Origin of the sequence: Pseudoalteromonas maricaloris (assembly GCF_024746855.1) — a bacterium.
Taxonomy (GTDB): domain Bacteria; phylum Pseudomonadota; class Gammaproteobacteria; order Enterobacterales; family Alteromonadaceae; genus Pseudoalteromonas; species Pseudoalteromonas maricaloris.
In genome coordinates this window covers 3513871-3539130 of sequence record NZ_CP024625.1, presented here as the reverse complement: position 1 = coordinate 3539130, position 25260 = coordinate 3513871, and the positions used below count along the sequence as shown (strand labels likewise).

22 protein-coding genes are annotated in these 25260 nt (G+C 43.1%); 15 read left to right on the top strand and 7 right to left on the bottom strand.

The window, feature by feature from the left end; all coding sequences use genetic code 11:
• Window positions 1-93: 93 nt before the first annotated feature.
• Both CTT31_RS15710 and CTT31_RS23575 read left to right on the top strand, forming a co-directional pair.
• Window positions 94-936, top strand: a complete 843-nt coding sequence (locus CTT31_RS15710; RefSeq protein WP_211858668.1) for a 23S rRNA (adenine(2030)-N(6))-methyltransferase RlmJ — start codon at window positions 94-96, stop codon at window positions 934-936.
• Window positions 937-1073: 137 nt separating this feature from the next.
• Complete coding sequence (locus CTT31_RS23575; RefSeq protein ID WP_312026955.1) at window positions 1074-1283, top strand: hypothetical protein; 210 nt, start codon at window positions 1074-1076, stop codon at window positions 1281-1283.
• Here the strand turns inward: CTT31_RS23575 and CTT31_RS15705 are convergent.
• Together CTT31_RS15705 and CTT31_RS15700 are read right to left on the bottom strand one after the other, a co-directional pair.
• On the bottom strand, window positions 1273-1842 hold the full coding sequence (locus tag CTT31_RS15705; RefSeq protein ID WP_010374208.1) for a PhnA domain-containing protein: 570 nt from the start codon (window positions 1840-1842) through the stop codon (window positions 1273-1275). The genes CTT31_RS23575 and CTT31_RS15705 overlap by 11 nt on opposite strands.
• 107 nt (window positions 1843-1949) lie before the next feature.
• Entirely contained in the window at window positions 1950-2687 is a 738-nt protein-coding gene (locus CTT31_RS15700; RefSeq protein WP_211858667.1) for a substrate-binding periplasmic protein, read from the bottom strand.
• A gap of 209 nt (window positions 2688-2896) precedes the next feature.
• On the opposite strand from CTT31_RS15700, the gene CTT31_RS15695 reads away from it, so the two are divergent.
• Window positions 2897-4174 carry an EAL and HDOD domain-containing protein gene (locus tag CTT31_RS15695; RefSeq protein ID WP_130127028.1) on the top strand — a complete coding sequence of 426 codons (1278 nt, stop codon included), beginning with the start codon at window positions 2897-2899 and terminating at the stop codon, window positions 4172-4174.
• A 122-nt stretch (window positions 4175-4296) separates the two neighbouring features.
• Here the strand turns inward: CTT31_RS15695 and CTT31_RS15690 are convergent, their stop codons facing one another.
• From CTT31_RS15690 to CTT31_RS15680, 3 genes are all read right to left on the bottom strand, one after another.
• Window positions 4297-5781, bottom strand: a complete 1485-nt coding sequence (locus CTT31_RS15690; protein WP_211858665.1) for a Ppx/GppA phosphatase family protein — start codon at window positions 5779-5781, stop codon at window positions 4297-4299.
• 17 nt (window positions 5782-5798) lie between these two features.
• Window positions 5799-7895, bottom strand: a complete 2097-nt coding sequence (gene ppk1, locus CTT31_RS15685) for a polyphosphate kinase 1 (protein WP_039492751.1) — start codon at window positions 7893-7895, stop codon at window positions 5799-5801.
• A gap of 119 nt (window positions 7896-8014) precedes the next feature.
• Complete coding sequence (locus CTT31_RS15680; protein WP_069021844.1) at window positions 8015-8521, bottom strand: glycine cleavage system transcriptional repressor; 507 nt, start codon at window positions 8519-8521, stop codon at window positions 8015-8017.
• A 305-nt stretch (window positions 8522-8826) separates the two neighbouring features.
• Here CTT31_RS15680 and CTT31_RS15675 point away from each other — a divergent pair, with 305 nt between their 5' ends.
• From CTT31_RS15675 to CTT31_RS15630, 10 genes are all read left to right on the top strand, one after another.
• The gene (locus tag CTT31_RS15675) at window positions 8827-11061 is read left to right on the top strand and encodes an ABC transporter permease subunit (RefSeq protein WP_211858664.1); all 2235 of its coding nucleotides are present in this window, start codon (window positions 8827-8829) and stop codon (window positions 11059-11061) included.
• 15 nt (window positions 11062-11076) lie between these two features.
• Window positions 11077-12726, top strand: coding sequence for a phosphate ABC transporter permease PstA (gene pstA / locus CTT31_RS15670; RefSeq protein WP_039492745.1), 1650 nt, complete (start codon window positions 11077-11079; stop codon window positions 12724-12726).
• Window positions 12727-12753: 27 nt separating this feature from the next.
• Window positions 12754-13581, top strand: coding sequence for a phosphate ABC transporter ATP-binding protein PstB (gene pstB, locus CTT31_RS15665; RefSeq protein WP_010607157.1), 828 nt, complete (start codon window positions 12754-12756; stop codon window positions 13579-13581).
• 23 nt (window positions 13582-13604) lie between these two features.
• A complete protein-coding gene (gene phoU, locus CTT31_RS15660; protein ID WP_010607158.1) occupies window positions 13605-14306 on the top strand; it encodes a phosphate signaling complex protein PhoU in 702 nt (233 codons plus the stop codon).
• 142 nt (window positions 14307-14448) lie between these two features.
• Entirely contained in the window at window positions 14449-15126 is a 678-nt protein-coding gene (locus tag CTT31_RS15655; protein ID WP_010607159.1) for a TIGR00153 family protein, read from the top strand.
• Window positions 15127-15162: 36 nt separating this feature from the next.
• Window positions 15163-16431 (top strand): inorganic phosphate transporter, encoded by a 1269-nt coding sequence (locus CTT31_RS15650; protein WP_017218447.1) that lies wholly within the window; start codon window positions 15163-15165, stop codon window positions 16429-16431.
• Window positions 16432-16539: 108 nt separating this feature from the next.
• Complete coding sequence (locus tag CTT31_RS15645; protein WP_260491556.1) at window positions 16540-17454, top strand: hydrogen peroxide-inducible genes activator; 915 nt, start codon at window positions 16540-16542, stop codon at window positions 17452-17454.
• A 115-nt stretch (window positions 17455-17569) separates the two neighbouring features.
• Window positions 17570-18109: an RNA polymerase sigma factor gene (locus tag CTT31_RS15640; RefSeq protein WP_260491555.1), complete on the top strand. Its 540-nt coding sequence runs from the start codon at window positions 17570-17572 to the stop codon at window positions 18107-18109.
• Window positions 18102-18674 (top strand): hypothetical protein, encoded by a 573-nt coding sequence (locus tag CTT31_RS15635; protein WP_211858661.1) that lies wholly within the window; start codon window positions 18102-18104, stop codon window positions 18672-18674. Before CTT31_RS15640 ends, CTT31_RS15635 begins: the two co-directional genes overlap by 8 nt.
• On the top strand, window positions 18671-19561 hold the full coding sequence (locus CTT31_RS15630) for a hypothetical protein (RefSeq protein WP_211858660.1): 891 nt from the start codon (window positions 18671-18673) through the stop codon (window positions 19559-19561). Before CTT31_RS15635 ends, CTT31_RS15630 begins: the two co-directional genes overlap by 4 nt.
• A 115-nt stretch (window positions 19562-19676) precedes the next feature.
• On the opposite strand, the gene CTT31_RS15625 is transcribed toward CTT31_RS15630, so the two are convergent.
• Complete coding sequence (locus tag CTT31_RS15625; RefSeq protein ID WP_010607165.1) at window positions 19677-19874, bottom strand: hypothetical protein; 198 nt, start codon at window positions 19872-19874, stop codon at window positions 19677-19679.
• A gap of 158 nt (window positions 19875-20032) precedes the next feature.
• Window positions 20033-22540: a two-component system response regulator gene (locus tag CTT31_RS15620; RefSeq protein WP_211858659.1), complete on the bottom strand. Its 2508-nt coding sequence runs from the start codon at window positions 22538-22540 to the stop codon at window positions 20033-20035.
• Between the two features lie 320 nt (window positions 22541-22860).
• Here CTT31_RS15620 and queA point away from each other — a divergent pair, with 320 nt between their 5' ends.
• Window positions 22861-23898 (top strand): tRNA preQ1(34) S-adenosylmethionine ribosyltransferase-isomerase QueA, encoded by a 1038-nt coding sequence (gene queA / locus CTT31_RS15615; protein WP_211858658.1) that lies wholly within the window; start codon window positions 22861-22863, stop codon window positions 23896-23898.
• Window positions 23899-24112: 214 nt separating this feature from the next.
• Window positions 24113-25252 carry a tRNA guanosine(34) transglycosylase Tgt gene (gene tgt, locus CTT31_RS15610; RefSeq protein ID WP_260491554.1) on the top strand — a complete coding sequence of 380 codons (1140 nt, stop codon included), beginning with the start codon at window positions 24113-24115 and terminating at the stop codon, window positions 25250-25252.
• Window positions 25253-25260: the final 8 nt, after the last annotated feature.

Genomic DNA, 25260 nt, shown 5'->3' with positions numbered 1-25260 from the left:
TTCAGTCTAAAGTTAAAAATTGATGAATCATTGCTCAAATTTAGCTCAGGTTTATTTCACCTGTGTTGTTATTATTTTTATCAAGGCGGGGTTATGCTCAGTTACCGACATTCTTTTCATGCAGGAAACCCTGCCGATGTGATCAAACATTTAGTATTGGCAGAAGCTCTGTCATACATGGCTAAAAAAGATAAGCCGTACGATTACGTGGATACGCACTCTGGCGCCGGATTTTTTGAGCTGGCGAGCAGTGATGCACAAAAAACTCAGGAGTATCTGCAAGGCATCGCTAAGCTGTGGAATTATTCAGGATCCGTGTCGGCAATTAGCGATTATGTGGCACTGATCAAGTCTTTTAACGAAGGCGATAAATTAAGTCATTATCCCGGCTCTCCTAAGGTGGCGGAGCATTTCTTACGTCGTCAGGATAACGGCTGGTTTTTTGAGCTACACCCAAAAGATCTAGAGCTGTTAAAGCAAAATACGGCACATAAAAAGTCACTACGAGTCACTGGGAGTGATGGTTTTAAAGGGCTGTTAGGATTGGTACCACCAGCTTCACGTAGAGCCTGCGTGCTGATGGATCCTCCATATGAGATCAAATCCGATTATGATGTTGCGGTTAAAAGCATCATAAAAGCGCACAAGAAGTTTGATTCTGGCGTGTATATGATCTGGTATCCCGTCGTTGACCGTGAACGCATTGATGCCATGGAGTCGAGCCTGATTGAATCTGGAGTGCGTAATATCCAAGTGTTTGAACTTGCCACCCAAGCAGATACCCAAGAACGAGGCATGACGGCTTCTGGTATGATGGTGATCAATCCGCCTTGGACCTTAAAGAAAACCATGGATCAAGTGTTGCCTGAGCTGGTTTCGTTATTGGCAGAAGATGATGGTGCGTTTTATCGCAGCATTCAATTAGTAGAAGAATAGTAAAAATAAACTGCTAAGCTATCTAGGGCCTGTTTACCTTTCAAGTTTGTTTTTGCAGCAGTTTGATTGGTATTTGTACAAGGCAGAGCCTGCGTAGCATAGTTATTCTATGTGAGTCAGGCGAGAACACAGTAGAAATGCTAATCAAGTGCTGCCCTTTGGGTTCACCTGAGTGCGCTTTGTTCATTGTTGCTCAACTTTTGCCTAGATTACTAGGCGGCAAGTCGAGCGTCGCGACCAAAACACACTCAGGAGAACAAAAATCAAACAGCAAAGATCAACAGGCCCTAGTCGATAAGGTATTGAAGATACTTAGCAGTTTATCTTGGGGCCTAGTTATTTCTTAACAAACTTCGTTAAAATAACGATGTTTTGACCTTCTACACGACCTTCAATATGCTCTGGGTTTGAAGGCGAGAGGCGAATGTTACGTACCGCAGTGCCGCGTTTTGCAACTAGGCTACTACCTTTAACATCCAAGTCTTTAATCAAAGTTACTGTGTCACCAGCGCTCAGTTTCACCCCGTTACTGTCTAGGTGAACAAGGTCGTCATCCTCTGCAAGTGCTTGATCTGCCCATGCTCGAGTCTCATCTTCTAGATACAGCATGTCTAATGCATCTTGAGCCCAACCATTATCTGGCGCGAGGCGTTTAAGCATACGGTAGGCAACAACCTGAACGGCAGGAACTTGGCTCCACATACTATCGTTTAAACAGTGCCAATGGTTGGCTTCTAAATCCTGTTGACCTTCAACCTGTGGTTTGCACTGGCTACAAAGATAAACACATTTGTCAGAATGCGCCTCGGCGACTGGTGGTACTTCGTATACTTCGAGACCATCCGTTGAGGTACATAGCTCACATTGATTGTTACTGCGCTCAGCAAGCGCGGCAGCGATAGTCATAATGATTTCCCAAGCTGTAAAAGCGCCATTATACCAAATGCGTCAATTGATGCTCAATTTATGGGAAGAATTTATGCGTATAACTTGATCTATGTCCAGAGCAGAGGTTATCTGCCGCCTTTTGCGTGTATAGGTAGTTGGGAAATATACTGCTGTTCTATTTTTTCGATTTCACCAGAGAGTTTAAGTTGTGCGATAGCTTGATTTATCCGCTTAAGTAATCCTTGATGCTTTGCTAACAGGCGTAGCTGCAACATCCCTTCTGAATGTAGTTGGTTGAAGCTAAATGCAATACCAAGTTGTTCTGACCAATATAATGCGGGTAAATCACCAATGATAATATGCTCAATTCGACGTAAGTTTAGGGCTTGCAGTAGCTCCTTTTCAGACGCGAAATCAACCCGCTCGAATAGTTGGTCATCATGGTAGTAGTAGCCTCTCACTGTGCCAACTTCGATACCCGCTAGGGTTAGTATTGGTGGTTGAGACTGAAGAGTAACAACGTACTCTTTGATTGGAAGGATAGGATCTGAATAGATAAATCTATCGTCTTGCTTTTGCTGTTCGTTCAGCCAATCTGGACTGATGATATCAAAATCAATGTGCTGCTTTTCTAGATAAAAGTTTGTGCGTTTCGCTGGGAGAAGCAGATTTTCGCCTCTGATCTTTGCCTTAACCAAAATGGCTTCTACCATTTCGGGCAGGATCCCGGGCGCATCTTCGCTGTGAGTAAAATAAGGGTAAAAACTTCCCGAGCCACTTAAACTGTACTTTAAGTAGGGGACTTGTTCTGCCTTAGTCAAACCGGCAAAGGCGAATAACCAGACGATCAAAACTTGCTTCATGCACTCATCTTAGCTTAACTTTTCTTAGACAGGCAAGCCACTGGCGTTCTGTGAATTAAAAGCCTACTCTTTATAAGGACTTAGTTTAATAAGTTGGTAACTTTTAGTTATAAGTGTTGTAAAATAGCGAAACTTTTTTATTGCTCGGGGCGTTACCATATTATACGCTCCGAGATACGTGGTTTCCTTTTACCTAATAAAGGATACGAATGTTAATGAGTGGTCCGGTGACTGAAGTACGTAAATCAGCAGTGCAGTATATTGCACGACAGGCCATTTTGCGGCCAGATCAAGAAGTCTTTGCCTATGAGTTGCTTTACAGAGACTCAGACAACAATGCTTTCCCAATTGGGGTGAGCGATGGGCAAGCGACTGGGCGAATGTTTTTTAACTCCTTAATGTTTATCGGTGTAGACCGTTTGGCTGCGGGACAGCTTGCCTTTATCAACCTATCCGACGAATCCTTGCTGCAGGAATTACCTAGCTTATTAGCACCACAGAAAATTGTGGTGGAAATCGTTGAGCGCTCTAAAAATATCCCTTCACTGGTGAATACAGTGACTAAGTTAACAGAGAGAGGCTATCGATTTGCGCTAGATGACTACGACGGCACGTCAAAGTGGGATCCGTTGTTACCACTCATGGAATTCGTCAAAATTGAGGTTGAGCAGCCAATTATAAAAACCAATATGACGGTAAAAAAGCTCAAGCGTCAGTATCCAGATATTAAGGTTATTGTTGAGCGTATCGAAACAAAAGAAGAGTTCGAGATCATCAAATCCTCTGGAGCTGATTTTTTCCAAGGTTTCTTTTTCGCCAAACCTGAAATGCTCAATCATGGCAACGTGGAACCATCGAAAATGGTGGTCTTTCAGCTGCTACAAGCCACTGCCAGAAAGTCTTTATGCTTCAAAGAAATACAAACTAGAGTAAGCAAAGATCTGAGTTTAACCGCACGATTGCTAAAACTGGCGAACGCGAAAGCTGGTGAAGACAGGTTAGAAATTAAGTCTATCTCTCAGGCCGTTGTGTATTTAGGTGAAGACGCAATTAGGCAGTTTGTTAAAGTACTCGCATTGAGCGAATTGGGTTCAGATAAACCCAGTGAGCTGACGAGAATGGGGTTAACCCGTGCCAAGTTTGTGGAAACATTTTTGATGCCTGGAGGCGAAGAAATGGCAGAAACTGGCTATTTGCTTGGTCTCATGTCTATCCTTGACGTGATCCTTGATGTCGATCTTGCTGTAATTGCAGCAGAATTTTCTCTCGATGATTCGCTTTCTAGTGCGCTACTAAGTTATCAAGGATTGCTTGGTGGAGCGCTACGTTTAGCATTTGAAATTGAGCGCAATGATTGGCGCGAAGCAGAGCTCATTTTACAAGCCATTCGACCGGCAACACCGACCAATTATCTTTATGATATGGCGCTTTCTAGTCGAGCCTACGCCGATGAAATCCTCTCTATTGTTGCAGGTGATGAACAGTAGTTCTCATCTGACAACATGAAACGGTAAGTAATCGGAGTTGCGGATAGTTAGCGCGTTTCTTACAGCTCATTTAAGCGCTAACGACGTTGAATTCCCGTCCAATAGCCAACTATTGGTATTACTTACCCAAAGCTCAGGTTAAATTGAATACCTATGGTTTTTAAATAGTTTTGTTCTTGCTCTAAATCTGCTTGAAATAGCGAGTGTGATTCGAGCCACTCAGTTGCAATGTGAAGTATCAAGGCGTTATCAACGGCTGTAATACTTAATTCGGGAAGTTGGTCTTGTTGGCGTTTTTGGTTCACTAAAACGCTGAGACGAAACACAGCCAAAACACGGTTAAAGTGGGTTAGCTCTTCGTCAATTAACTCTGTTAACTCTGGCACTTTTATCTTTTTTCGATAGAAGCGTACAAGTGCACTTAGCCTTAATTGCTGGGCTTGAGTAAAGCCTGGAAGTTGACTATGCCTGACAATATAAGCACCGTGTTTATGCATGCCGGAAGAATTAATGGCGAGCCCAACTTCGTGGAGTTTTGCTGCCCAACATAACATTTCGACATCATAAGAAGATAGTTGCCATTGCTCTTTTAGTTGAGTGGTAAAAAGCTTAATGGTTTCACAAATATTGTCGGCGTGTTGCTTATCAATATTATAGTGATCGCTGAACGTGTTAATTGTGCGGGTACGAATATCAAACTCGTCGGTTTGATGCATTTCAAACAATAAGCCTTCTCGCAATGCATATTCACTAAGGCGCATGCGCTCAAGTCCTAATTGTCTAAACAGTGCTATCAATACAGCAAGGCCGCCAGCAATACTGGTTTTTCGCTCCTCAGGTAGTGCTTTTAAGGAGACGTTGTCTATGTGTCCAGCATCAATAAATAACTGCTTAATTTGCTCCAAAATAGGCAGGGTAATTTCATCGGCTTGAGTGAGTTCGTGAGCCATGGCCGCAATCGCCTTAATAGTTCCAGAAGTACCGATAACGGTATTCCAGCCGAGCCTTAAGTAGCTCGCGGTAATACTCTCAATTTGTTGTTCTGCTTTTATTTCGGCTTTTTTGAATCGCTTTGCAGATAGCTTACCATCAGCAAAGTAGGCTTTTTGCATGGTCACGCAGCCCACATTGCGACTACTTAACAGCTTGTGTGTAAGGTGCTGACCAATAACCAACTCTGTGCTGCCTCCACCGATGTCGATAACCAAACGGTTATGACTATCATGTTCATGGTTGGCGACACCTTGGTAAATAAGACGAGCTTCTTCTTGGCCTGAAATCACATTGATTGGATATGGAAAAACTTGTTTTGCCTTCGCGAGAAAATAATTAAGGTTTTTGCAGTTTCGCAGCGTATAGGTTGCTACTACTTGCACGGACTCTCTCGGAAAATCATGTAGTGTCGTCGCAAATTGCGAGAGGGTATCTAATGCTCGGGCGATCGCGTCGTCACTTAAATTAAAATCATCATCAAGGCCCGCGGCCAAGTACACACGCTGCTTTTCTTTATGGAGGAGTTGAAGGCGACCATCTACTTCTCTTGCTACAACAAGGTGAAAACTGTTTGAACCTAAGTCCACTGCGGCAATAGAAGGGTAGTCGCGCATATATTCTTCCTCAACGGTTATTCTTTCGCTTCATTTAATTGGTGTAACTCCCATTTCTTTAAATGGTCATAAATCGCGATCTGAGAGCGAATTTTTTTACGGTTACCTCGGCGAACGTACAGATTCTTCTGTTCGGCGTCAATAACTCTGGCTTTGGTGCGATCTTTAAACTGCAGTTCAATGATATCGATAATTAGTTTCTTTAAATGCTCTGCATAAATAGGTGTGCCGACTTCAACACGGTGGTCAAGGTTACGGGTCATCCAGTCAGCTGAAGAAATATAGACCTTGGGGTCGCCGTTGTTGTCGAAAATCATCACTCGCGGGTGTTCTAAGAAACGATCGACGATACTAATGATTTTTATATTATCGCTAAACTGTGCAAGGCCCGGGACAAGGGCACACATACCTCGCACAATGAGGCGGATCTTGACGCCTTTTCGCGATGCTTCGTAAAGCTTGTCAACGAGCTGCTTATCAACTAAGTTGTTGATCTTAATTGTTACTTTTCCTGTTCTCCCTTGCTCTGCATGAGTTATCTCTTCATCGATCAACTCTACAATTCGACTACGTGCATTGATGGGAGAAATCATCAGGTGTTCGAATTTAAACGGCAGGTAACTACTCTCGATAAAGCGAAACACGCTATCGCATTCTTCCGTAATATCGGGGTGTTTGGTAAACAAACTGAAATCAGTATAAATCCTAGCCGTTTTTTCGTGAAAGTTACCCGTACCTATGTGTGCATATTTGACGATTTTGCCTTTTTCTCTACGATGAACCACACAAAGCTTACTATGGACCTTAAGGGCTGGTATGCCAATCATGACCTTAATACCGTATTCACTCATGAGTTTTGCCCACTCAATATTGTTTTGCTCATCGAAACGGGCTTTCAATTCAACCATCACGGTGACTTTTTTGCCATTCTTTGCAGCATTAATCAATGAAGCGATCAATCTAGATTGCTTTGCCACGCGATAAATGTTGACCTTTATTTGTGTCACTCTGGGATCAAACGCCGCTTGGCGGATATATTCCAGCATGTGATTAAAGGTGTGGTAGGGGTAATATAGCAAGATATCTTGAACTGAAATCGCGCGAAAGACGCTGCTATACTTTGAAAAGGCCGCACTTTTAAGCGGCGGCAATGGTTTGTTTTCTAGATAGCCGCGACCAACATTTGGAAAAGAAATAAAATCTCTGAAATTGCGATATCTCCCGCCTGGGATCATGGCATCTTGACCTGTCACCCCTAAACGCTTTTTCATCAACTTGAGCATTTCTTCAGGCATAGATTCTTCGTAGACTAAACGTACAGGCTCGGCATATAAACGCTGTTTGAGGCCTTTAGACATGGTATCTAACACGCCTTCTTCTAGCTCATCATCTAAGTTGTACTCAGCGTCTCGAGTGAGCTTCATCGAATAGGCTTCAATGCGCTCAAATTTGAAGAAACTTTTAAACACATCGGCAATAAAAAATCGAATAACGTCATCGAGCAATACAATCGTTTTATGCCTTCGGGTTTTTTCTGGTGGCAGCTGGACAAAACGGTTTAGACGATCAGTCGGGACTTCCAAAAAGGCATGATGCTGTTTTTCGCCATTTAACTCCACAAATAGGTGAGTCATAGTGTCGTTGATGTTGTCCGAATAGTCCTTACTTTCGTTAATCATCATTGGTAATAGGTGAGGCAGCACTTGGTCTTTAAAGTAGTTAGCCAACCAATTCTTGTGGAAGTCCGACAGCGCATCAGGTTGCTTAATATGGATATGATGCTCATTTAAATCGATGAGGATCTGGTCATAAATAACACTAAATTTTTTACCTAGTTCCAATACTTTCTTTTGAATGTCGGCGAGTAGCACTTCATCTTCATCGAAATTGGTATCAGGCAAATTATTTAATAAGATACGGCGCTTTACATCCGCAACACGAACTTGGAAAAACTCGTCTAAATTATTGGAAAATATACCAAGAAAGCGGATCCGCTCGATGATCGGGTTGGTTGGGTCTTTGGCTTCTTGTAAAACGCGTTCGTTAAAAGAGAGCCAGCTTAATTCTTTGGCAAAGTACGTGATAGTTTTATGCTCTGGAGATACGGCCTGCATGGTGCTTTCCATAGGTACAGCTTATTTTTACAGCTTAAGCAGGGTGTGTGACATAATTATGACAAACACAACGCGCCTGTCGTGTTTGTCATTCAACCATCATGAGTATAGTGTAGGTTTTAGCTTTCTTCTATGTCCACGATCAAATCACTGGTGATTGACTCGAGTGCATCAATCACGTTTTCTTTGACCGTGCCAGCAGGTAGAGTCACGGTTGCGAAAGCGCTGAAAATAGGCAGTCCCCAGTTTGGAGCACTACGTTGTTTTGAAGTTAGGTGCGTGATGTTTGCGCCTTTGTGGCGAATAACCGTAGCAAGTTCTTGCACAATTCCCGGTCTATCGTTGCCTGTAATGATTAAATTTAATGTGTCCGGCTCTTCTTGCGCTTGCAAGTTTTCGCCTGATTCAACTCTCACGTCTAAACCTGGCAATTTATGCAATGCATCTTGTATTTCTTGCAAATGTTCTTCAGCAACCTCAACCTGCACTATGCCTGCGAATTGTCCAGCAAGGTGGCTTAAATTACTGGTTAACCAATTGCCATGGTGGGAAAGAATAGTGGAAGAGATTTCCTCAACGAGACCCGGTCGGTCCTTACCTATAAGTGTTAATATTAACTGCTTCATATCATGTCTCTTTTTTTGTGGCGCCCGTAGGCGAAAAAACGAATTCGGCGCATGATTTAGACTAGTCTAAAAACTTACTTTGTCCAGTGCCCATATACACTTAATGTAAAGAAATGCAACGAAATTTATGTATTTACTCTAGGCTAACAATCAGAGCGTTTTTTGAGCCGATTAGTTCCATTATTTTTATAATGAATTTGAGGGTAAATGCCAATTGAAGAAAGTTCAATTGTGTCTCAGGTGTAACACAACTGTCATCTTGATGAAATATAATGCCCCCAATTTTTAAACCAAAGGGTATATTGATGACTTCAAATCCGCAAAAGCCATCCTTTAAAACGGATAGAAGCCGTCTCTTTAAAGACAGGTTTGCACAATTTGGCATTACTTCTGGTGGAGTAATGGTATTAGTCGCGCTTTTACTTATCTTCTTCTACTTACTATATGTCGTTCAACCAATCTTTGAATCAGCAAAGGTTGAAAAGCGTATGGATATTCAGCTTACACAAGACAAAGCATATTTAGGTGTAGGGGTAGAAGAACAAACGGAAATTGCGTACTTACTCGGCAGCAGAGGTTCGGTAGATTATTACCAGATCAAAGGTGAAAGCGCCGGTAAATTACTAGATACATTGGATGTTGAACTTGACGGTAATGTCACAGCATTTGCAGAAAGTGCGCCTTTCTTAGGGCAATATGCATTTGGTCTGGATAATGGTCAGGTACAACTCGTGAAGCCGATGTTCACGGTAAGCTTTCCGGGAAATCAACGTGTTTTAACCCCTCGCTTAAGTTATCCACTTAATGCGAAGCAACTGATTGTTGATGAACAAGGGCAAGCAATTCGTAAATTCGCCTTTAGTCACTTCGAAGACAAAACCGCTGTTGTTGCACAGACTGCGGATAAACGTGTGATTTTTGCCTCTTTTGTTGCAGAAGAAAACATGTTTACTGGAGAGATTGAATGGGCGGTTGAGCGTACCGAGCTAGATATTGATGGTCGTGTTGATGAGTTACTTATTTCTCCAGACACATCGCGCACATTTGTTCGCTCAGCAAATCAAGTTTACGTCTTTGATTCTCGCTATGCTTCTGAAGTTGAGTTATTCCAATTGCTTGCTGCAAACGAAGAGAATGCCAACTTGGTCGACATGAATCTGCTAGCGGGCGCCAACTCATTAATGCTTGCTAACGACAATGGTGAGGTTTCACAGTGGTTTGAAGTCAATACCGATGATGGACGCCAGTTTGCTAAAATCCGCTCTTTTGAGACGCCAAAGAGCAAACAGGTCAAACTATTTAGTGAATATTATCGTCGTACTTTCTTCACGACCAACGAAAATGGTCAATTAGGCCTATATTACACCACCAGTGAAGCGCACTTATGGCAAGGTAAAATTACAGATAAGGCAGTTCAGAAGTTTGCGGTAGCGCCGCGTGCTAATGCCGCCTTGTTACTTGCCGATGATACGTTAACGGTAGTAGAGCTTCACAATGAGCACCCTGAAGTAACTTGGTCTGCTTTGTGGCAAGAGGTGTGGTACGAAGGGTATCCAGAGCCTGCTTATACTTGGCAGTCAACCTCTGCGAGTGATGACTTTGAGTCGAAATTTTCATTAGTGCCTATTTCATTTGGTACCATTAAAGCGGCGCTTTACGCTATGTTGTTTGCTGTTCCTATTGCATTAGCGTCAGCAATCTACACTGCCTATTTTATGTCGAGTGAATTACGACGCGTGGTGAAACCAACGGTCGAGATAATGGAAGCACTACCAACGGTTATCTTGGGCTTCTTGGCGGGTCTTTGGCTAGCTCCTTTAATTGAAACGCATCTACCCGCTGTGGTTGCTTTATTGGTGCTATTACCAATTGCGATGATAGCAACGGCATTTGGCTGGACTAAGCTACCTGCAAAAGTGAGACACGTTGTGCCTGAAGGCTGGCATTCAATCTTACTGATCCCTGTTGTGCTTATCGTAGGCTGGATTTCATTTGCCATGAGCGCTGGAATTGAGTCTTGGCTGTTTGGCGGTAATGTGCGTCAGTATCTAACTAATGAGTTAGGTCTAACATTCGACCAGCGTAACTCACTAGTAGTGGGCATCGCGATGGGCTTTGCGGTTATTCCTACTATCTTCTCTATTGCCGAAGATGCGGTATTTAGCGTACCTAAGCACCTTTCTAATGGCTCATTAGCACTCGGTGCCACGCAGTGGCAGACTTTGGTTCGTGTAGTATTACTAACAGCAAGTCCAGGTATCTTCTCTGCGGTAATGATGGGTCTTGGCCGCGCCGTAGGGGAAACCATGATTGTATTAATGGCAACTGGTAACACGCCAATCATGGACTGGAGTATCTTCCAGGGTATGCGTACGCTTGCTGCAAACATTGCGGTGGAAATGCCGGAATCTGAAGTTGGCAGCTCTCACTATCGCATCCTGTTCCTAGCTGCCTTTGTATTGTTTATTTTTACTTTTGTATTTAACACCGTTGCTGAGTTTGTTCGCCAGCAGCTGCGTGAAAAGTACAGCTCAATGTAATTGGAGTGACATGACATGGTAAAACAGTGGTTTAAGTCAGGTTCTCCGTGGATCTGGATGACAGGTGGCGCGGTCAGTATTAGTTTGATTTCAGTAATTGGACTACTTGCGATGATAGCGTGGAAAGGACTGAGCTTCTTTTGGCCATCTCAAGTTGTTGAGATGCATCTCGACGGTTCAGTTGCCAAGCAGACCGTTATTGGTGAAATATACGACCGCGAGATGGTACCAAAATCTCGCCTTGAAGCGGCTGGATTCGACCTTTCAGGTTACAACAGCGAGCAAATCGAGCGTTTGCTCGTTAAAACGGGTAACCGTGAATATGTAGAACTTGATTTCCGTTGGGTATTATCAACAGATATCAAAAGCCAGTCTACACCAGCGGAATTAGCGGTATTTGAGCGTAGTAAAAATGGTAATTTCTATGGCTATGTTGCCCGCGTTTTAGAAGACGGTAAAGTAGTAACTGATCAGCCGATTGAAAGGCTACATGAGCTTGTTGAACGCGCCGTTGACCTTAATGACGAAGCGCTTGATCTACAAAATAGCGAAATCGGGCACATTAACTATGAGCTTGAACGTCTACGTTTAAAAGAAAAGTCGTATCAACTTGATAATGACCTGACAGAGGAAAAGTTAGCAGAGTTAAATGCACGCCGTGCTGAGTTACGTGAAGATTACAAAGTCTTCGAAAAGCGTTTATTTGAGCTAAGGAAGCAGGCGAAGCGTGACCAAGTTGTGGTGCGTGATATGCGTGGTGAAGAAGTGACTTTGCCTCTGTACCAAGTGTTGGACGTTTGGTTTCCAAATGACATGGGCTTTTTTGCCAAAGTAGGTCACTACTTAGTGCAAATCAGCAAGTTTGTGAGTGATGACCCGCGTGAAGCAAACACCGAAGGTGGGGTATTCCCTGCAATCTTTGGTACGGTATTTATGGTTATGCTGATGGCGGTGATCGTGACACCATTCGGTGTTATTGCCGCGATTTATCTCCATGAATATGCAGCAAAGAACGCTGTGACTAAGATGATCCGTATCGCGGTGATCAACCTTGCAGGTGTTCCATCCATTGTATATGGGGTGTTTGGTTTAGGGTTCTTCGTTTATATGCTAGGTGGGTCAATTGACGAACTTTTCTACCCTGAGGCTGCGCCAAGTCCTGTATTTGGTACACCAGGTGTGATTTGGTCTGCACTTACACTTGCTATCCTTACTTTGCCTGTGGTTATCGTATCCACGGAAGAAGGTCTGTCTCGGATCCCAAGCTCAGTGCGTCATGGTTCACTTGCGCTCGGTGCGACTCAAGCAGAAACCCTATGGCGGATCATTGTACCAATGGCAAGTCCGGCAATTATGACGGGTCTTATTCTTGCTGTTGCGCGTGCCGCGGGTGAGGTAGCTCCTCTGATGCTGGTTGGTGTAGTAAAAATGGCACCAACCCTACCGCTAGACGGAAACTTCCCCTATATTCACTTGGATCGTAAGTTTATGCACTTAGGATTCCATATTTATGATGTTGGCTTCCAAAGCCCGAATGTTGAAGCTGCTAGACCTTTGGTCTATGCAACCGCGTTCCTACTGGTTACGGTGATTATTGCACTGAATATCACAGCTATTGGTATTCGTAACCACTTACGCGAAAAATTCAGATCGTTAGAGCATTAATAGTAAAGATTTTTAATAGGTAAAAACATGATTACAGTAGCGCCAGAAGTCAATCAAGCAAACGGCAATAACAAGCTTGATTTAGCAAACTTAAGTCCAGAACTCACCGCACTAGAGATCAAAAACCTAGATCTTTACTATGGTGATAAACAAGCCCTTAGTAACGTCAATATGTTGATCCCAAAAGGGCAGGTAACCGCGTTTATCGGTCCATCAGGTTGTGGTAAATCAACGTTACTACGTTGTATTAACCGCATGAACGACTTGGTTGATAGCTGTCGTATTGAAGGAGAAATCAACCTTCAAGGACAGAACATTTATGACAAGAGCGTAGATGTTGCGGCACTGCGCCGTAACGTAGGCATGGTATTCCAAAGACCAAACCCTTTCCCTAAATCTATTTATGAGAATGTGGTTTATGGTCTGCGTCTGCAAGGTATCAAGGATAAGCGCAAGTTAGATGAAGTGGTTGAAAAGTCACTCCGCGGCGCCGCACTTTGGGATGAAGTAAAAGACCGACTTCACGACAGTGCATTTGGTTTATCTGGTGGTCAGCAGCAGCGTTTGGTGATTGCTCGCTCTATCGCGATTGAACCAGAAGTGTTGTTACTTGATGAACCAACATCAGCACTCGATCCGATTTCAACATTGGTTATCGAAGAGCTCATTAATGACCTGAAAAACAAGTATACTGTGGTTATCGTTACACATAACATGCAACAAGCTGCGCGTGTATCTGATCAAACTGCGTTTATGTATATGGGTGAGTTAATTGAGTATGCAGATACCAATACCTTATTCACCACGCCGTCTAAGAAGAAAACAGAAGACTATATTACAGGTCGTTACGGTTAAGGCGAGCTTGCGAGGAGAATATAATGGAACACAATATTAATAAGCACATTTCTGGCCGCTTTAATGAAGAGCTAGAAAACGTGAGAAATCACGTACTCAGTATGGGTGGACTGGTAGAGCAGCAACTAAACACTGCGCTTGATGCGGTTAACCACAATGATGCTGAAAAAGCGAAAAAGGTCAGTCAGAACGATTACAAAGTCAATGCGATGGAAGTGAATATTGACGAAGAATGTACACGTATCATCGCCAAAAGACAGCCTGCAGCCAGTGACTTACGTTTGGTGGTTGCTATCGCAAAAACGATTGCAGATCTTGAACGTATCGGAGACGAAGCAGAGCGTATTGCTAAAGTTGCCTTGGATTCGTTTACCAAAGATCAGCAAGATCTATTGGTGAATATTGACAATATGGGTCGCCAAGTGTCACAAATGCTACATGATGTGCTCGATGCGTTTGCCCGGATGGACGCGCAAAAGGCCTTTGAAGTGCATAAAGCTGATGCCAAAGTGGACCGTGAATACGAAGCAGTAACACGTCAAATTATGACCTATATGATGGAAGACCCACGCTCGATTCCAAAAATTATGGATTTAATTTGGTCTGTGCGCTCATTAGAACGTATCGGCGATCGTTGTCAAAATATTGCGGAATATGTGATTTATTTCGTAAATGGCAAAGATATTCGTCATACATCTCAAGAAGATATCGCAAAAACCTTGTGATGCTTATCAATTAGTTGCGCGCTTTCGGCGCGCAATTTCATAGTAAGTTCATCTAAACTTGCAATAAAACCGTTCACAACAGCGCTCAATGCTGTAAAATTACACTTTGCACATGCATACAAATATGATTTAAGGGTCAGTTATGCCTAGTAACGCGTTTTTAGGAGTATTTGCTAAATCTCCTATTAAGCCAATTGAAGAGCATATAAAAATAGTCCATCAAGCCAGTGCGGCTTTGATCCCATTTTTTAACCATGTCTTCAAAGGGGAGTGGACAGAAGCGGATGCAATTCGCATTGAAATCCGCAACCTAGAGCGTGAAGCAGATGAACTAAAGCGTGAAGTGCGCTTACATTTGCCTCGTGGTTTATTCATGCCAGTAGAACGGACTGACTTACTGGAACTTATCACCCACCAAGATAAGATAGCCAACAAAGCGAAAGATATCGCAGGTCGCGTTATCGGTCGTGAAATGGTCATCCCTGAATCCATTCAAAAAGACTTTCTTGCTTACGTCACTCGTTGTGTGGACGCAACTAAACAAGCATCAGAAGCGATTAATGAGTTTGATGAACTGCTTGAGACCGGCTTTAGAGGCCGTGAAGTCACTTTAGTTGAAAAAATGCTAGTTGAGCTTGATGCCATCGAGCAAGATACCGACGATATGCAAATTAAAATTCGTCGAGAGTTACGCGCTGTTGAAAGCGAGCTTAACCCAATTGATGCGATGTTCTTATACAAGATCATCGAATGGGTCGGTGGGCTTGCAGATATCGCAGAGCGCGTTGGTTCACGTCTTGAGCTGATGTTAGCTCGTTAATAAAAATCGATCTTTTAAAATAAAGTAAGGTTTCTTATGGATATCATTGCATCCTACGGCACAGTATTGGTTTTAATTGCCGCAGCAGTTGGTTTCTTTATGGCTTATGGTATTGGCGCAAACGATGTTGCGAATGCTATGGGTACTTCGGTAGGTTCAAAAGCACTTACCATCAAACAAGCAATTATCATTGCTATGATCTTCGAATTCGCTGGTGCTTATCTTGCTGGTGGTGAGGTAACATCAACGATCCGAAAAGGGATTATAGATTCTACTCCTTTCATCGATATTCCTGAACTGATGATACTGGGAATGATCTCTGCACTTTTTGCTGCAGGTAGCTGGTTATTGATGGCCTCAATGTTAGGTTGGCCTGTATCTACGACGCACTCAATCATTGGTGCAATCATAGGTTTTGCGCTAGTTGCTGTAGGCAGCGAAGCAATCCAATGGGGTAAAGTTGCAGGCATAGTTGGTAGCTGGATTGTCACCCCGGCCATCTCTGGCTTTATTGCTTATCTCATCTTTATGAGCGCCCAGAAGCTCATATTTGATACCAACAAGCCATTAGAAAATGCCAAACGCTTTGTGCCTATTTACATGGGTCTAGCGGGCTTTGTTATGTCTTTGGTTACGATCAAAAAAGGTCTTAAGCATATTGGCATCAAGCTCGGCACATTCGAAGGTTTTGCGCTAGCTATCGGTATCGCTATTATCATAGCTATTATCGGTAAGATTGCGATTTCTAAGCTGAAAATGGATCCCAACGCAGACAAGCAAATGCAGTTCAACAATGTTGAAAAAGTATTCGCTATCCTTATGGTACTAACGGCATGTTGTATGGCATTCGCGCATGGTTCGAATGACGTTGCTAACGCAATTGGTCCATTAGCTGCTGTGGTAAACATTGTTGAAAACGACGGTGAAATTGCTAAGAAAGCGGCTCTAGCTTGGTGGATCTTACCACTAGGTGGTTTAGGTATTGTTGCGGGTCTTGCGATCCTTGGTAAGAAAGTTATCAAGACTATCGGTGAAGGCATCACGCATCTTACTCCTAGCCGTGGTTTCGCAGCTGAACTTGCTGCTGCTTCAACAGTAGTAATCGCATCAGGCACAGGCCTACCAATCTCTACAACTCAAACCTTAGTTGGTGCGGTATTGGGTGTGGGTATGGCACGTGGTATTGCGGCATTAAACATGGGTGTTATTCGTAACATCGTAGTTTCTTGGGTAATTACATTGCCAGTTGGTGCTGCCCTTGCTATTGTTATATTCTATATTTTGAGATTAGTGTTCGGCGTATAAAAATAAACCGCACTTTTCAAAAAGACAGACTTTTAGCTTGAAAAGATCTCAACACCTTTGGTGTTGGGGTCTTTTTATTTGTGCTGTTGAAAATTAAGAGTAAAGCTTGTGACGAATTTACCTAGTATCAAACAACTACAATACCTGCTTGCGGTGCATCAGCACCAACATTTTGGTCGTGCAGCGGAAGCATGCTTTATTGGTCAATCGACGCTAAGTAGCGCGATACAAAACCTTGAAGAGACATTAGGATGTCAGCTAATTGAACGCGAAAATCGCAGCCTAATGTTTACCGATATTGGTGAGGAAGTGGTTGAACGAGCGCGGAAAATTATCGACGACACCATGAGCGTTAAAGAGCTGACTAAAAGCTATAAAAATCCATTATCTGGCAAGTTGACGTTAGGGATCATTCCCACTATTGCGAGTTTTATTGCTGCGCCACTTTATCAGGCGTGCAAAAAAGAATTTGCAGCGCTTAATTTGGTACTGGTTGAAGATACCAGTGATAACTTACTGGATAAGTTAGAGCATGGGCATATTGATATGGCCATGCTAGCGCTGCCATATAGAACCGATAAGTTTCATACACAGGTACTTGCAAAAGATCATTTTAGTTTGGTTCGCCATACGGAGTACAGCGTACCAGAGCCGATAGAGGACTTTAACCTGTTACCTGAGCAAAGTGTATTTTTACTCGAAAAAGAGCATTGTATGACGGGGCATGCTCTTAGTGCTTGTCACCTGAACCGTAGCGCGTGCATCAATCCATTCGAGGCGGCAAACCTACATACTCTATTAAGTATGGTGGAATATAAAAATGGCGTAACCTTTTTACCTCAAATGGCGATCAATGCAGGGATTTTAGAAGGTAAGCCTTTAGTGGCTATGCCACCACAAGATCATGCATATCGTGAGATTGGCTTGATCTGGCGTCGTACTACCGGGCGGATCAGAGATTTTAGACTGTTTAGCGACTTTGTTGGTGGCTACATCAGTGGCCAGTGTCAGTCGCAGTACTGATGATGAAAGAAGCACCTTAACGGTGCTTTTTTTTCAAAAAATTTTCCTGTCTGAACAACTTTTTTTGCGCCCGCTACGATTAATAGTTAGTGAGTAGATTGGATGAGTGAACTGCGTGTTTTTTAATAGCGAAAAACAATTAATAAAAAGAGCACTGCAAGGTAATCAAGGAGCATGGTCAAAGCTTTGCGCCCAGCATCATAGCCGTGTGTATAACCAATGTTTGAGGCTGGTTGGTAACCCGCAAGACGCACTAGATATTGCTCAAGATGTATTTTTAAGTATGTATCGAAATCTGCATACCTTTAATGGTGATGCTAAGTTCTCGACTTGGGTATTTAGAATCACCCATGCAAGGATAGTGGATCACATGCGAAAACATAAGTTTGAATCGATTGAAGGTAAAGAACCTGAGACGCCGCAACACGGACCTGACAGCAAAATAGCGCAACAACAAAGTAATGAAGAGATATATATCGCGCTGAAACAACTACCATTTGAGCAGCGCATTGTCGTGGAGCTAAAGTTTTTCCAGCATTACACCTTTGATGAAATTGCGCTGCAGCTTGAGTTATCAAGTAATACGGTGAAGGCTAGGTTATACAGTGCGTTAGGTAAGATGAAAGGGCAACTAGAGGTGCAAAATCATGGCTAAATTAGCCCACTTATTTGAGCAGTGGTTAGATGGCAAAGTGCTGTCTGAGGCAGAGTTGGCCGAACTTCAGGCAGATAGTGAATATCGAGAAATGATGAGTGCTGCCACTACTTGGCAACAGCGTGCTGCTAGCTTCGAAGAGCAAGCGCCACCCTCACCGCTCACTTTGCAGCACCACACTCGCGCTTGGCCAGTGGCTGCCGTTGCTGCTTGGCTGGTTGTTGGGCTCGGTGTGTCAGGACTTTGGCTACAGAACTTAGGCTTACATCAGCAGTTGAGTGTTCAACAAACACAACTGGCACAGCAGCAAAGCGCTATGCAGGCCATGCTTGCAAAACTTGATGAGACTAAGCCAATAGATCAAGCTACGCTTGCCAAGTTAGCAACGCAAGTGGTTGAACAAAATCGTAAAGAGCGCAGTTTGGCAATGAATAATCTCGTTGATCTGATCCAAGCACAAAGAGCGCAAGATCAAGCCCTACTTAGGCTGCAATTGAATGAATTGGCAGAGCAAGTAGAGCAAACACCGACACAAAATTTAGCACAGTATCGAGGTAAACCATGAAGTTAATTCCACTTTGTTTTGGCGCTGTTGCAGCCATTACTACAAGCTTTGCTCAGGCCCAAGTTGTTGATGAAGCGCTAAAGCGTGAGGTTGCTATTTTTGAGCGGGTATTAATGAGTGCATTACAGCATGACACACAAGATCAAGTTCGTAGTGTTTCTGGCTATTATTTAAAAGATCAGGGAGTTGTGTTTGAACTGGCATTAAAACGTCGGCACCGTTTAGAGTGGATCTCTCATATCGACAATCTCGATGATGTGGCTGCAATAGGGGAGTTTGAACTGCCGGAATTTGATATGGACATCGCGGAGATCGAGATTTCACAGCCGATAGCTGAGGCTTTCTCTCAAGCTTATTCGGATGCTGCTGAGAAAGTGAGAGCAGGAGCCGAGAAGGTCCGCGAAGCCGTAGAGCAAGAAAGAGAGAATAGAATTCAATTGAGGGAGCTTGAACGCCAAAAAGCGGAGCTGGAGTTTGCGAAAAGGCACGAAAGTGATGATCAAGTAAAAGAATTTACGGAGTCATTGAGAGAAGTTGAGAAGCGCATAGAAAAGCTTTCACTTAAGGATTCGGAATTAAAAGACCTGAAAGATAAGCTGAAAGCGAGCCTTGAGGCTTCGCGGGTCAAACGCGCGAAAGAGAAAGCGGAAAAGCAGCAGGCGCTTGAAAAAATGCTAGTAACCAGCTTAGCCCGAAGTTTATGCGACTATGGTGCGGGTTTAAGAAGTTTGCCTAAAAATGAGCATGTAAGCTTTATTTACAGTGAGCTTAGTAATCCAAACAATAAACAGGTATTTGTTTATCCAAAATCCTTAGTGCAGCAATGTGTTAAAGGTGAGAAAACGGCTAAAGAGCTAGCCGAGACAGTAACTAGCTATCGCTTTTAGTTAATCTAAGCTTGGGGTGAAAGTGTTTCTTTGAGGTTAGGGGCGCAAAGTGATGACACAAAAAACAGCATGATTACATGCTGTTTTATTTATAAAGGAACTACACTTGCTTGTATTAAGCCTGCTCTATATTTTTTGCAGTAGTTAAATTTGGTAAAAAGAGTAAGTAAACCCAAACCACTAGATTAAAGTAGGGTAGCAAACCGAGCCCTGTGAACAATTTTACCGGATATCCTTTAGTGTTGGCATAGCGGTAACATTGATACGCAATGAGCAAGTTTGCGAGTAGTAAAAATAGTGATAATGACAGCATAATTTACCCCTTGAAGTCCATAGCAAGATGTAACTCAATCCTTTGAATGTCTATAAAATTAAGGTGTTACCTTAAAATTTGGTGACATTTTAAACTGGTATCTTTAATTATAGTGAACTTTGCAAGAAGTAAAAGTAACCTTTAGTATAAAAATGTTACTACGCTGTTTTTAGAGATAAAATAGTTTTTGCACTGCTCGCTAGTTGTTCAATAGGGAGTGGCCTTGAGATAAAGTAACCCTGTCCATAGTCCACACCTATTTCCTTAAGTTGTTGAAATATTTCTTTGTTTTCGACATATTCGGCAACTGAACACTTATCTAATGAGTGACTAATATCGTTTACAGCTTTGACCAGCGCCAGGTCAATTGGGTCGTTGAGCATGTCTCGAACAAAGGAGCCATCTATCTTAACATGCTGCGCGGGTAGCTGTTTTAGGTAGCTAAAAGTGCTGAAGCCTGTCCCGAAATCATCAATAGCGAAATGGCAGCCAAGATCGTTCAGGTTTTTGATCATCGTCTGGGTTGCGTTAAGATTGTTAATACTGGCAGATTCAGTGATCTCAAAAATAACGCGATTAGCTGAAACTTGATGCTCTTTTAAGCAGGCTTGAATGTGTGGCTGCAGTCGTTCATCTAAAAATGAATGAGCGGATAAGTTAATTGCCACTTGGCTCAGGATCTCATGTTCAGCCAGTGCTTTAATGGCTGTTCTGATCACGCATTGATCCATCAAAAATGTATCATTAAGTAGCTCTAATGCAGGAATAAACTGATTTGGGTATATTGTCTCACCGTTGATCTTTAATCTAAGCAGTGCTTCGTAATAGGCTATTTGTTGTTTTTTGAAATCCCAGATCGGTTGATAGTGGAGTTCTATGCTGTCGTTCTGAAGCGCTTGCCTAACACTATGGCCCCATTCTAAACCGGTTTGCAGTGTCTGGTTTTGTTCATCTTCTTTGTTATAACAATGAACTAAGTTGCGGCCGAGATTCTTGGCAATATAAAGGGCTATGTCAGCTTGTTTCAAACACTCACTGGGATCCGCATTTTCATTGGTAATTTGCGTTAATCCGATAGAACAACTGAGAGAGTATGCATTGTCTTCAAAGTGAAATTTATGTTCTTCGATAGCCATGCAAATGCTTTCAGCGCACATATGAGCATCGAGTAAATTGGTGTGTTTAAGCAGTACAGCAAATTCGTCTCCCCCAATACGGAAAGTGAGATGCTCTTCACCTATTTTGTCGCCAAACAACTCAGATACTTCTTTGAGTACGATATCTCCTTGCTGATGGCCTTTACTGTCGTTGATGATCTTAAAGTGATCTAAGTCGATGTAAATTAGCGCGTGTTCTATCTCTTCTGCAGACTTTACTTCATTGCACAGCTGATTTAATTGCTGGTCAAAATAATAGCGGTTGTGTAAGCCGGTAAGCGTATCATGCAGTGCTAAGTGTCTGAGTTGTAGTTCAGCTTGCTTGCGCTCGTGAATGTTATCGAGAGTTGCAGTTATTGCGACCGAACTTGAGGTATTCTTGATAAGTTGCAGGCGGCACTCGACCCACACTAGATGTCCAGCTTTATGGCAGAGCTGCAGCTCGACTTGGGCATGTTGCCTTACCCCACTTTGAATTTCTCGAATGACTTTGTTGAAACTTGCAAGTTCATCTTTGGCAATGTAGTTGCTGAGTTGGGTATTGAGGCTCGACTTAATACCAAAGCCCGAGAGGTATTCCCATGCTGGATTTATAAAGCGGATCGCGCCTTCCAAATCCAACTCGACGACTACAGTTCTGAGGTGCAGTAAGATCCTTTGGTGCGCAGAAAATAAATCTTTGTAGCGACTTTCACTGCGACTGAGTTGCTCAACTTTATTAGCAAACTCAGCATAGCTCACCATAAAATCTTCTCGCCGCGCCGCATGGTCGCATACCTTGCTTAAAAAGGGCATGTCGTATGGCGCTCGAACAAAGTCGGTAACACCTAATAATAGTAGTTGTTCAGCATGGTCGGCATCGCGTTTGTCAATAATGGTTACAATGGCTTGGCTTGGACGATGTTTGAGAATACTTTCGACTAAGCTTTCTGCGGAACCTGACAAGTTAGACGTAGTGTCCATTAAAACAATGGCGTAGTGATCTTGTAGAAATAGTGATAAAGCGCTGGCCGCCGAGCTTACATGTGTGCAAACGAAATTGTGCGATAAGTGCTCACATATTTTTTGCGCACGTTGTTGGTTGGGCTCTAACAACAGCAAGTTGAGGCGGCTGCTTTTATCTAAATGCGTTGACAACACATTGGCCAGAATTTGCGGCAACATGTCTTGACGCTCAAATGGCAGCACGGCATCAATACTGTAGCTACGGGCGGTGGTTTCGGCTATTCGTTCACAATAAGTTGGCGGAATAAGTACAATGGGGGTATTTTTGGGCGTTGCCAGCAGACCTGAGCGGATCATGCGAGAGAATCGCCAGCCGTCAATTTTGCCAACATCCAAGCCGGTGATCACTAAATCGACAGCTTGCGTCTTCAATAAGCTTAGGGCATCTTGAGAGTCGGACTTGGCAATGATAGTAAAGACATCTAATGCACTAAGAGTTTTAGTCAAGGTTTGACGCTCGTGAGCACTGGCGTTAACAATGAGCAACGTTAGTTGTCTAGACACAATAAAAAAACCTCACCAGATACTGCGACACAATCATTGGGCTTGTCTTAAAGTTAGCAAATCGTACTTAACCGCCGCTTGATAATAATCAAACAGTGACGCGAACTTTGCTCGGAAATTATAGCCGATAGCGATAAGTTATTGTTTAAACGTAAAGAATAAAGAACGTACTAAACAAAGGTGCACACCGTACAAAACTTTACATGGTGATTACCGTTTTAGACTCGCTAGGTTAAAGGTATTTACGCAAGGTTACAAGCACTTGATTTCGCCAAAACACCGCACTAGACTTGGCGCACTTTTAGAAATGAGGCCTTTCCATGCGCGTAGCAGACTTTAGTTTTGATCTTCCTGATGAGTTGATTGCCAGACACCCAATGAAGGAACGCTCTAGCAGTCGTCTTCTTACCTTAAATGGCAATAGTGGTGAAATAGAACACAAAGTATTTAGAGATATTTTGGCACTTATTAATCCAGAAGACTTAATCATCTTTAATAACACTAAAGTTATTCCTGCTCGTATGTTTGGTCAAAAAGCCAGTGGTGGAAAACTCGAAGTACTGGTTGAGCGCGTTGTAGATGAGCGTACTGTGCTTGCTCACGTAAGGGCGAGCAAGTCGCCAAAACCTGGTACTAAGATTGAGCTTGAAGGCCAAGCAAACGCAGAGATGGTTCAGCGCCATGGTGAATTATTTGAGTTGAGATTTGAGGGCGAAGAAAGTGTATTGGCTATTTTAGATAAAATTGGCCATATGCCTTTGCCTCCTTATATCGACAGACCGGATGATGAAGAAGATAAAGAGCGTTATCAGACTGTGTATGGTGAGAAACCTGGCGCAGTCGCCGCACCTACCGCTGGACTGCACTTTGATGATGAATTGATGGCCAAGCTAAAAGACAAAGGTGTTGAGATGGCCTTTGTTACTTTGCATGTGGGCGCAGGTACGTTCCAGCCAGTGAGAGTCGATTCGGTGGAAGAGCATGTTATGCACTCAGAATATATCGAGGTCTCAGCAGAAGTCGTGGAGGCAATCAAAGCGGCAAAAGCCAGAGGAGGACGCGTCATCGCGGTAGGTACTACGTCGGTGCGCTCACTTGAGTCTGCGGCTAAAGCAAACGGCGGTGAAATTGCTCCACTTTACGGCGATACCGATATTTTTATTTATCCGGGCTACCGTTTTAACGTGGTAGATGCAATGGTGACTAACTTTCACTTACCAGAATCAACGCTCATCATGTTAGTGAGTGCGTTTGCAGGGCAACAACATATTATGAAGGCCTACCAAACCGCCATTGAACAGAAATACCGCTTCTTTAGTTACGGTGATGCGATGTTCTTGCAAAAGCAAGATAAGTAACTCACGCCATACAACTATTTAAATGCCCAGTGTTGCTGGGCATTTTGCGTTTTATAGCTGTAAAGTTGCAAGCTCGATATGGACTTTGTGTTTTTTATCCCAATATTAGAATTGCGCTAGTAATCTTGGTAGAATCGAAAGATCACTGCCCTAAGCATTGGCTTAGCACGTTTTTTAGTCAAAGTTGGACTGTTTTTCCGACAACGAGGTAACAATGAAATTTGAATTAGATAGCAAACAGGGTAAGGCTCGCCGAGGTCGCTTGATTTTTGACCGTGGTGTGGTAGAAACGCCTGCATTTATGCCTGTTGGTACTTACGGCACAGTAAAAGGCATGACCCCTGATGAGCTCAAAGAAACGGGCGCACATATCTGTCTAGGAAATACCTTCCACTTGATGCTAAGACCTGGCACTGAGATCATCAAGCAGCACGGTGATCTGCATGACTTTATGAACTGGGATAAACCGATTTTGACCGATTCAGGCGGTTTCCAAGTATTTAGTCTTGGTGCGATGCGTAAAATTTCGGAAGAAGGTGTGTTATTCAAGTCACCAGTTAATGGTGAGAAAATCATGTTGTCTCCAGAAAAAGCGATGGAAGTACAGCGCGATTTAGGGTCAGATATCGTCATGATTTTTGACGAATGTACGCCGTATCCAGCGACAGAAAAAGAAGCAAAAGACTCGATGGAGCTAAGCTTACGTTGGGCTAAGCGCTCTAAAGATGCACATGCTGACAACCCTTCTGCACTATTCGGTATTATTCAGGGCGGTATGTACCCAGAGCTTCGTACCGAGTCGCAAAAGGGCTTAGAAGAAATTGGGTTTGATGGTTATGCACTTGGTGGTTTATCGGTTGGTGAGCCTAAAGAAGACATGATCAATATTCTTGACCAATGTGCTTATAAAATGCCAGAAAACAAGCCACGCTACTTAATGGGCGTTGGTAAACCAGAAGATTTGGTTGAAGCTGTGCGTCGTGGTATCGACATGTTTGACTGTGTAATGCCAACGCGTAACGCTCGTAATGGTCACTTATTTGTAACCGGCGGCGTGGTAAAAATTCGCAATGCAGCACACAAAACAGATACCAGTCCACTAGATGCTGAGTGTGATTGCCACACTTGTAAGAATTACTCTCGAGCGTACTTACATCACCTAGATAAGTGTAATGAAATTCTAGGCGCTCGACTCAATACCATCCATAACTTACGTTATTATCAACGCTTGATGGAAGGAATGAGAAACGCCTTATCTGAAGGTACATTTGATGAATTTGTCGAAGACTTTTATGCGCGCCGTGGCATTGCGGTGCCTGAGTTGGCTGACGTTGGTTTGACAGAAAATAATTAATTTATAAA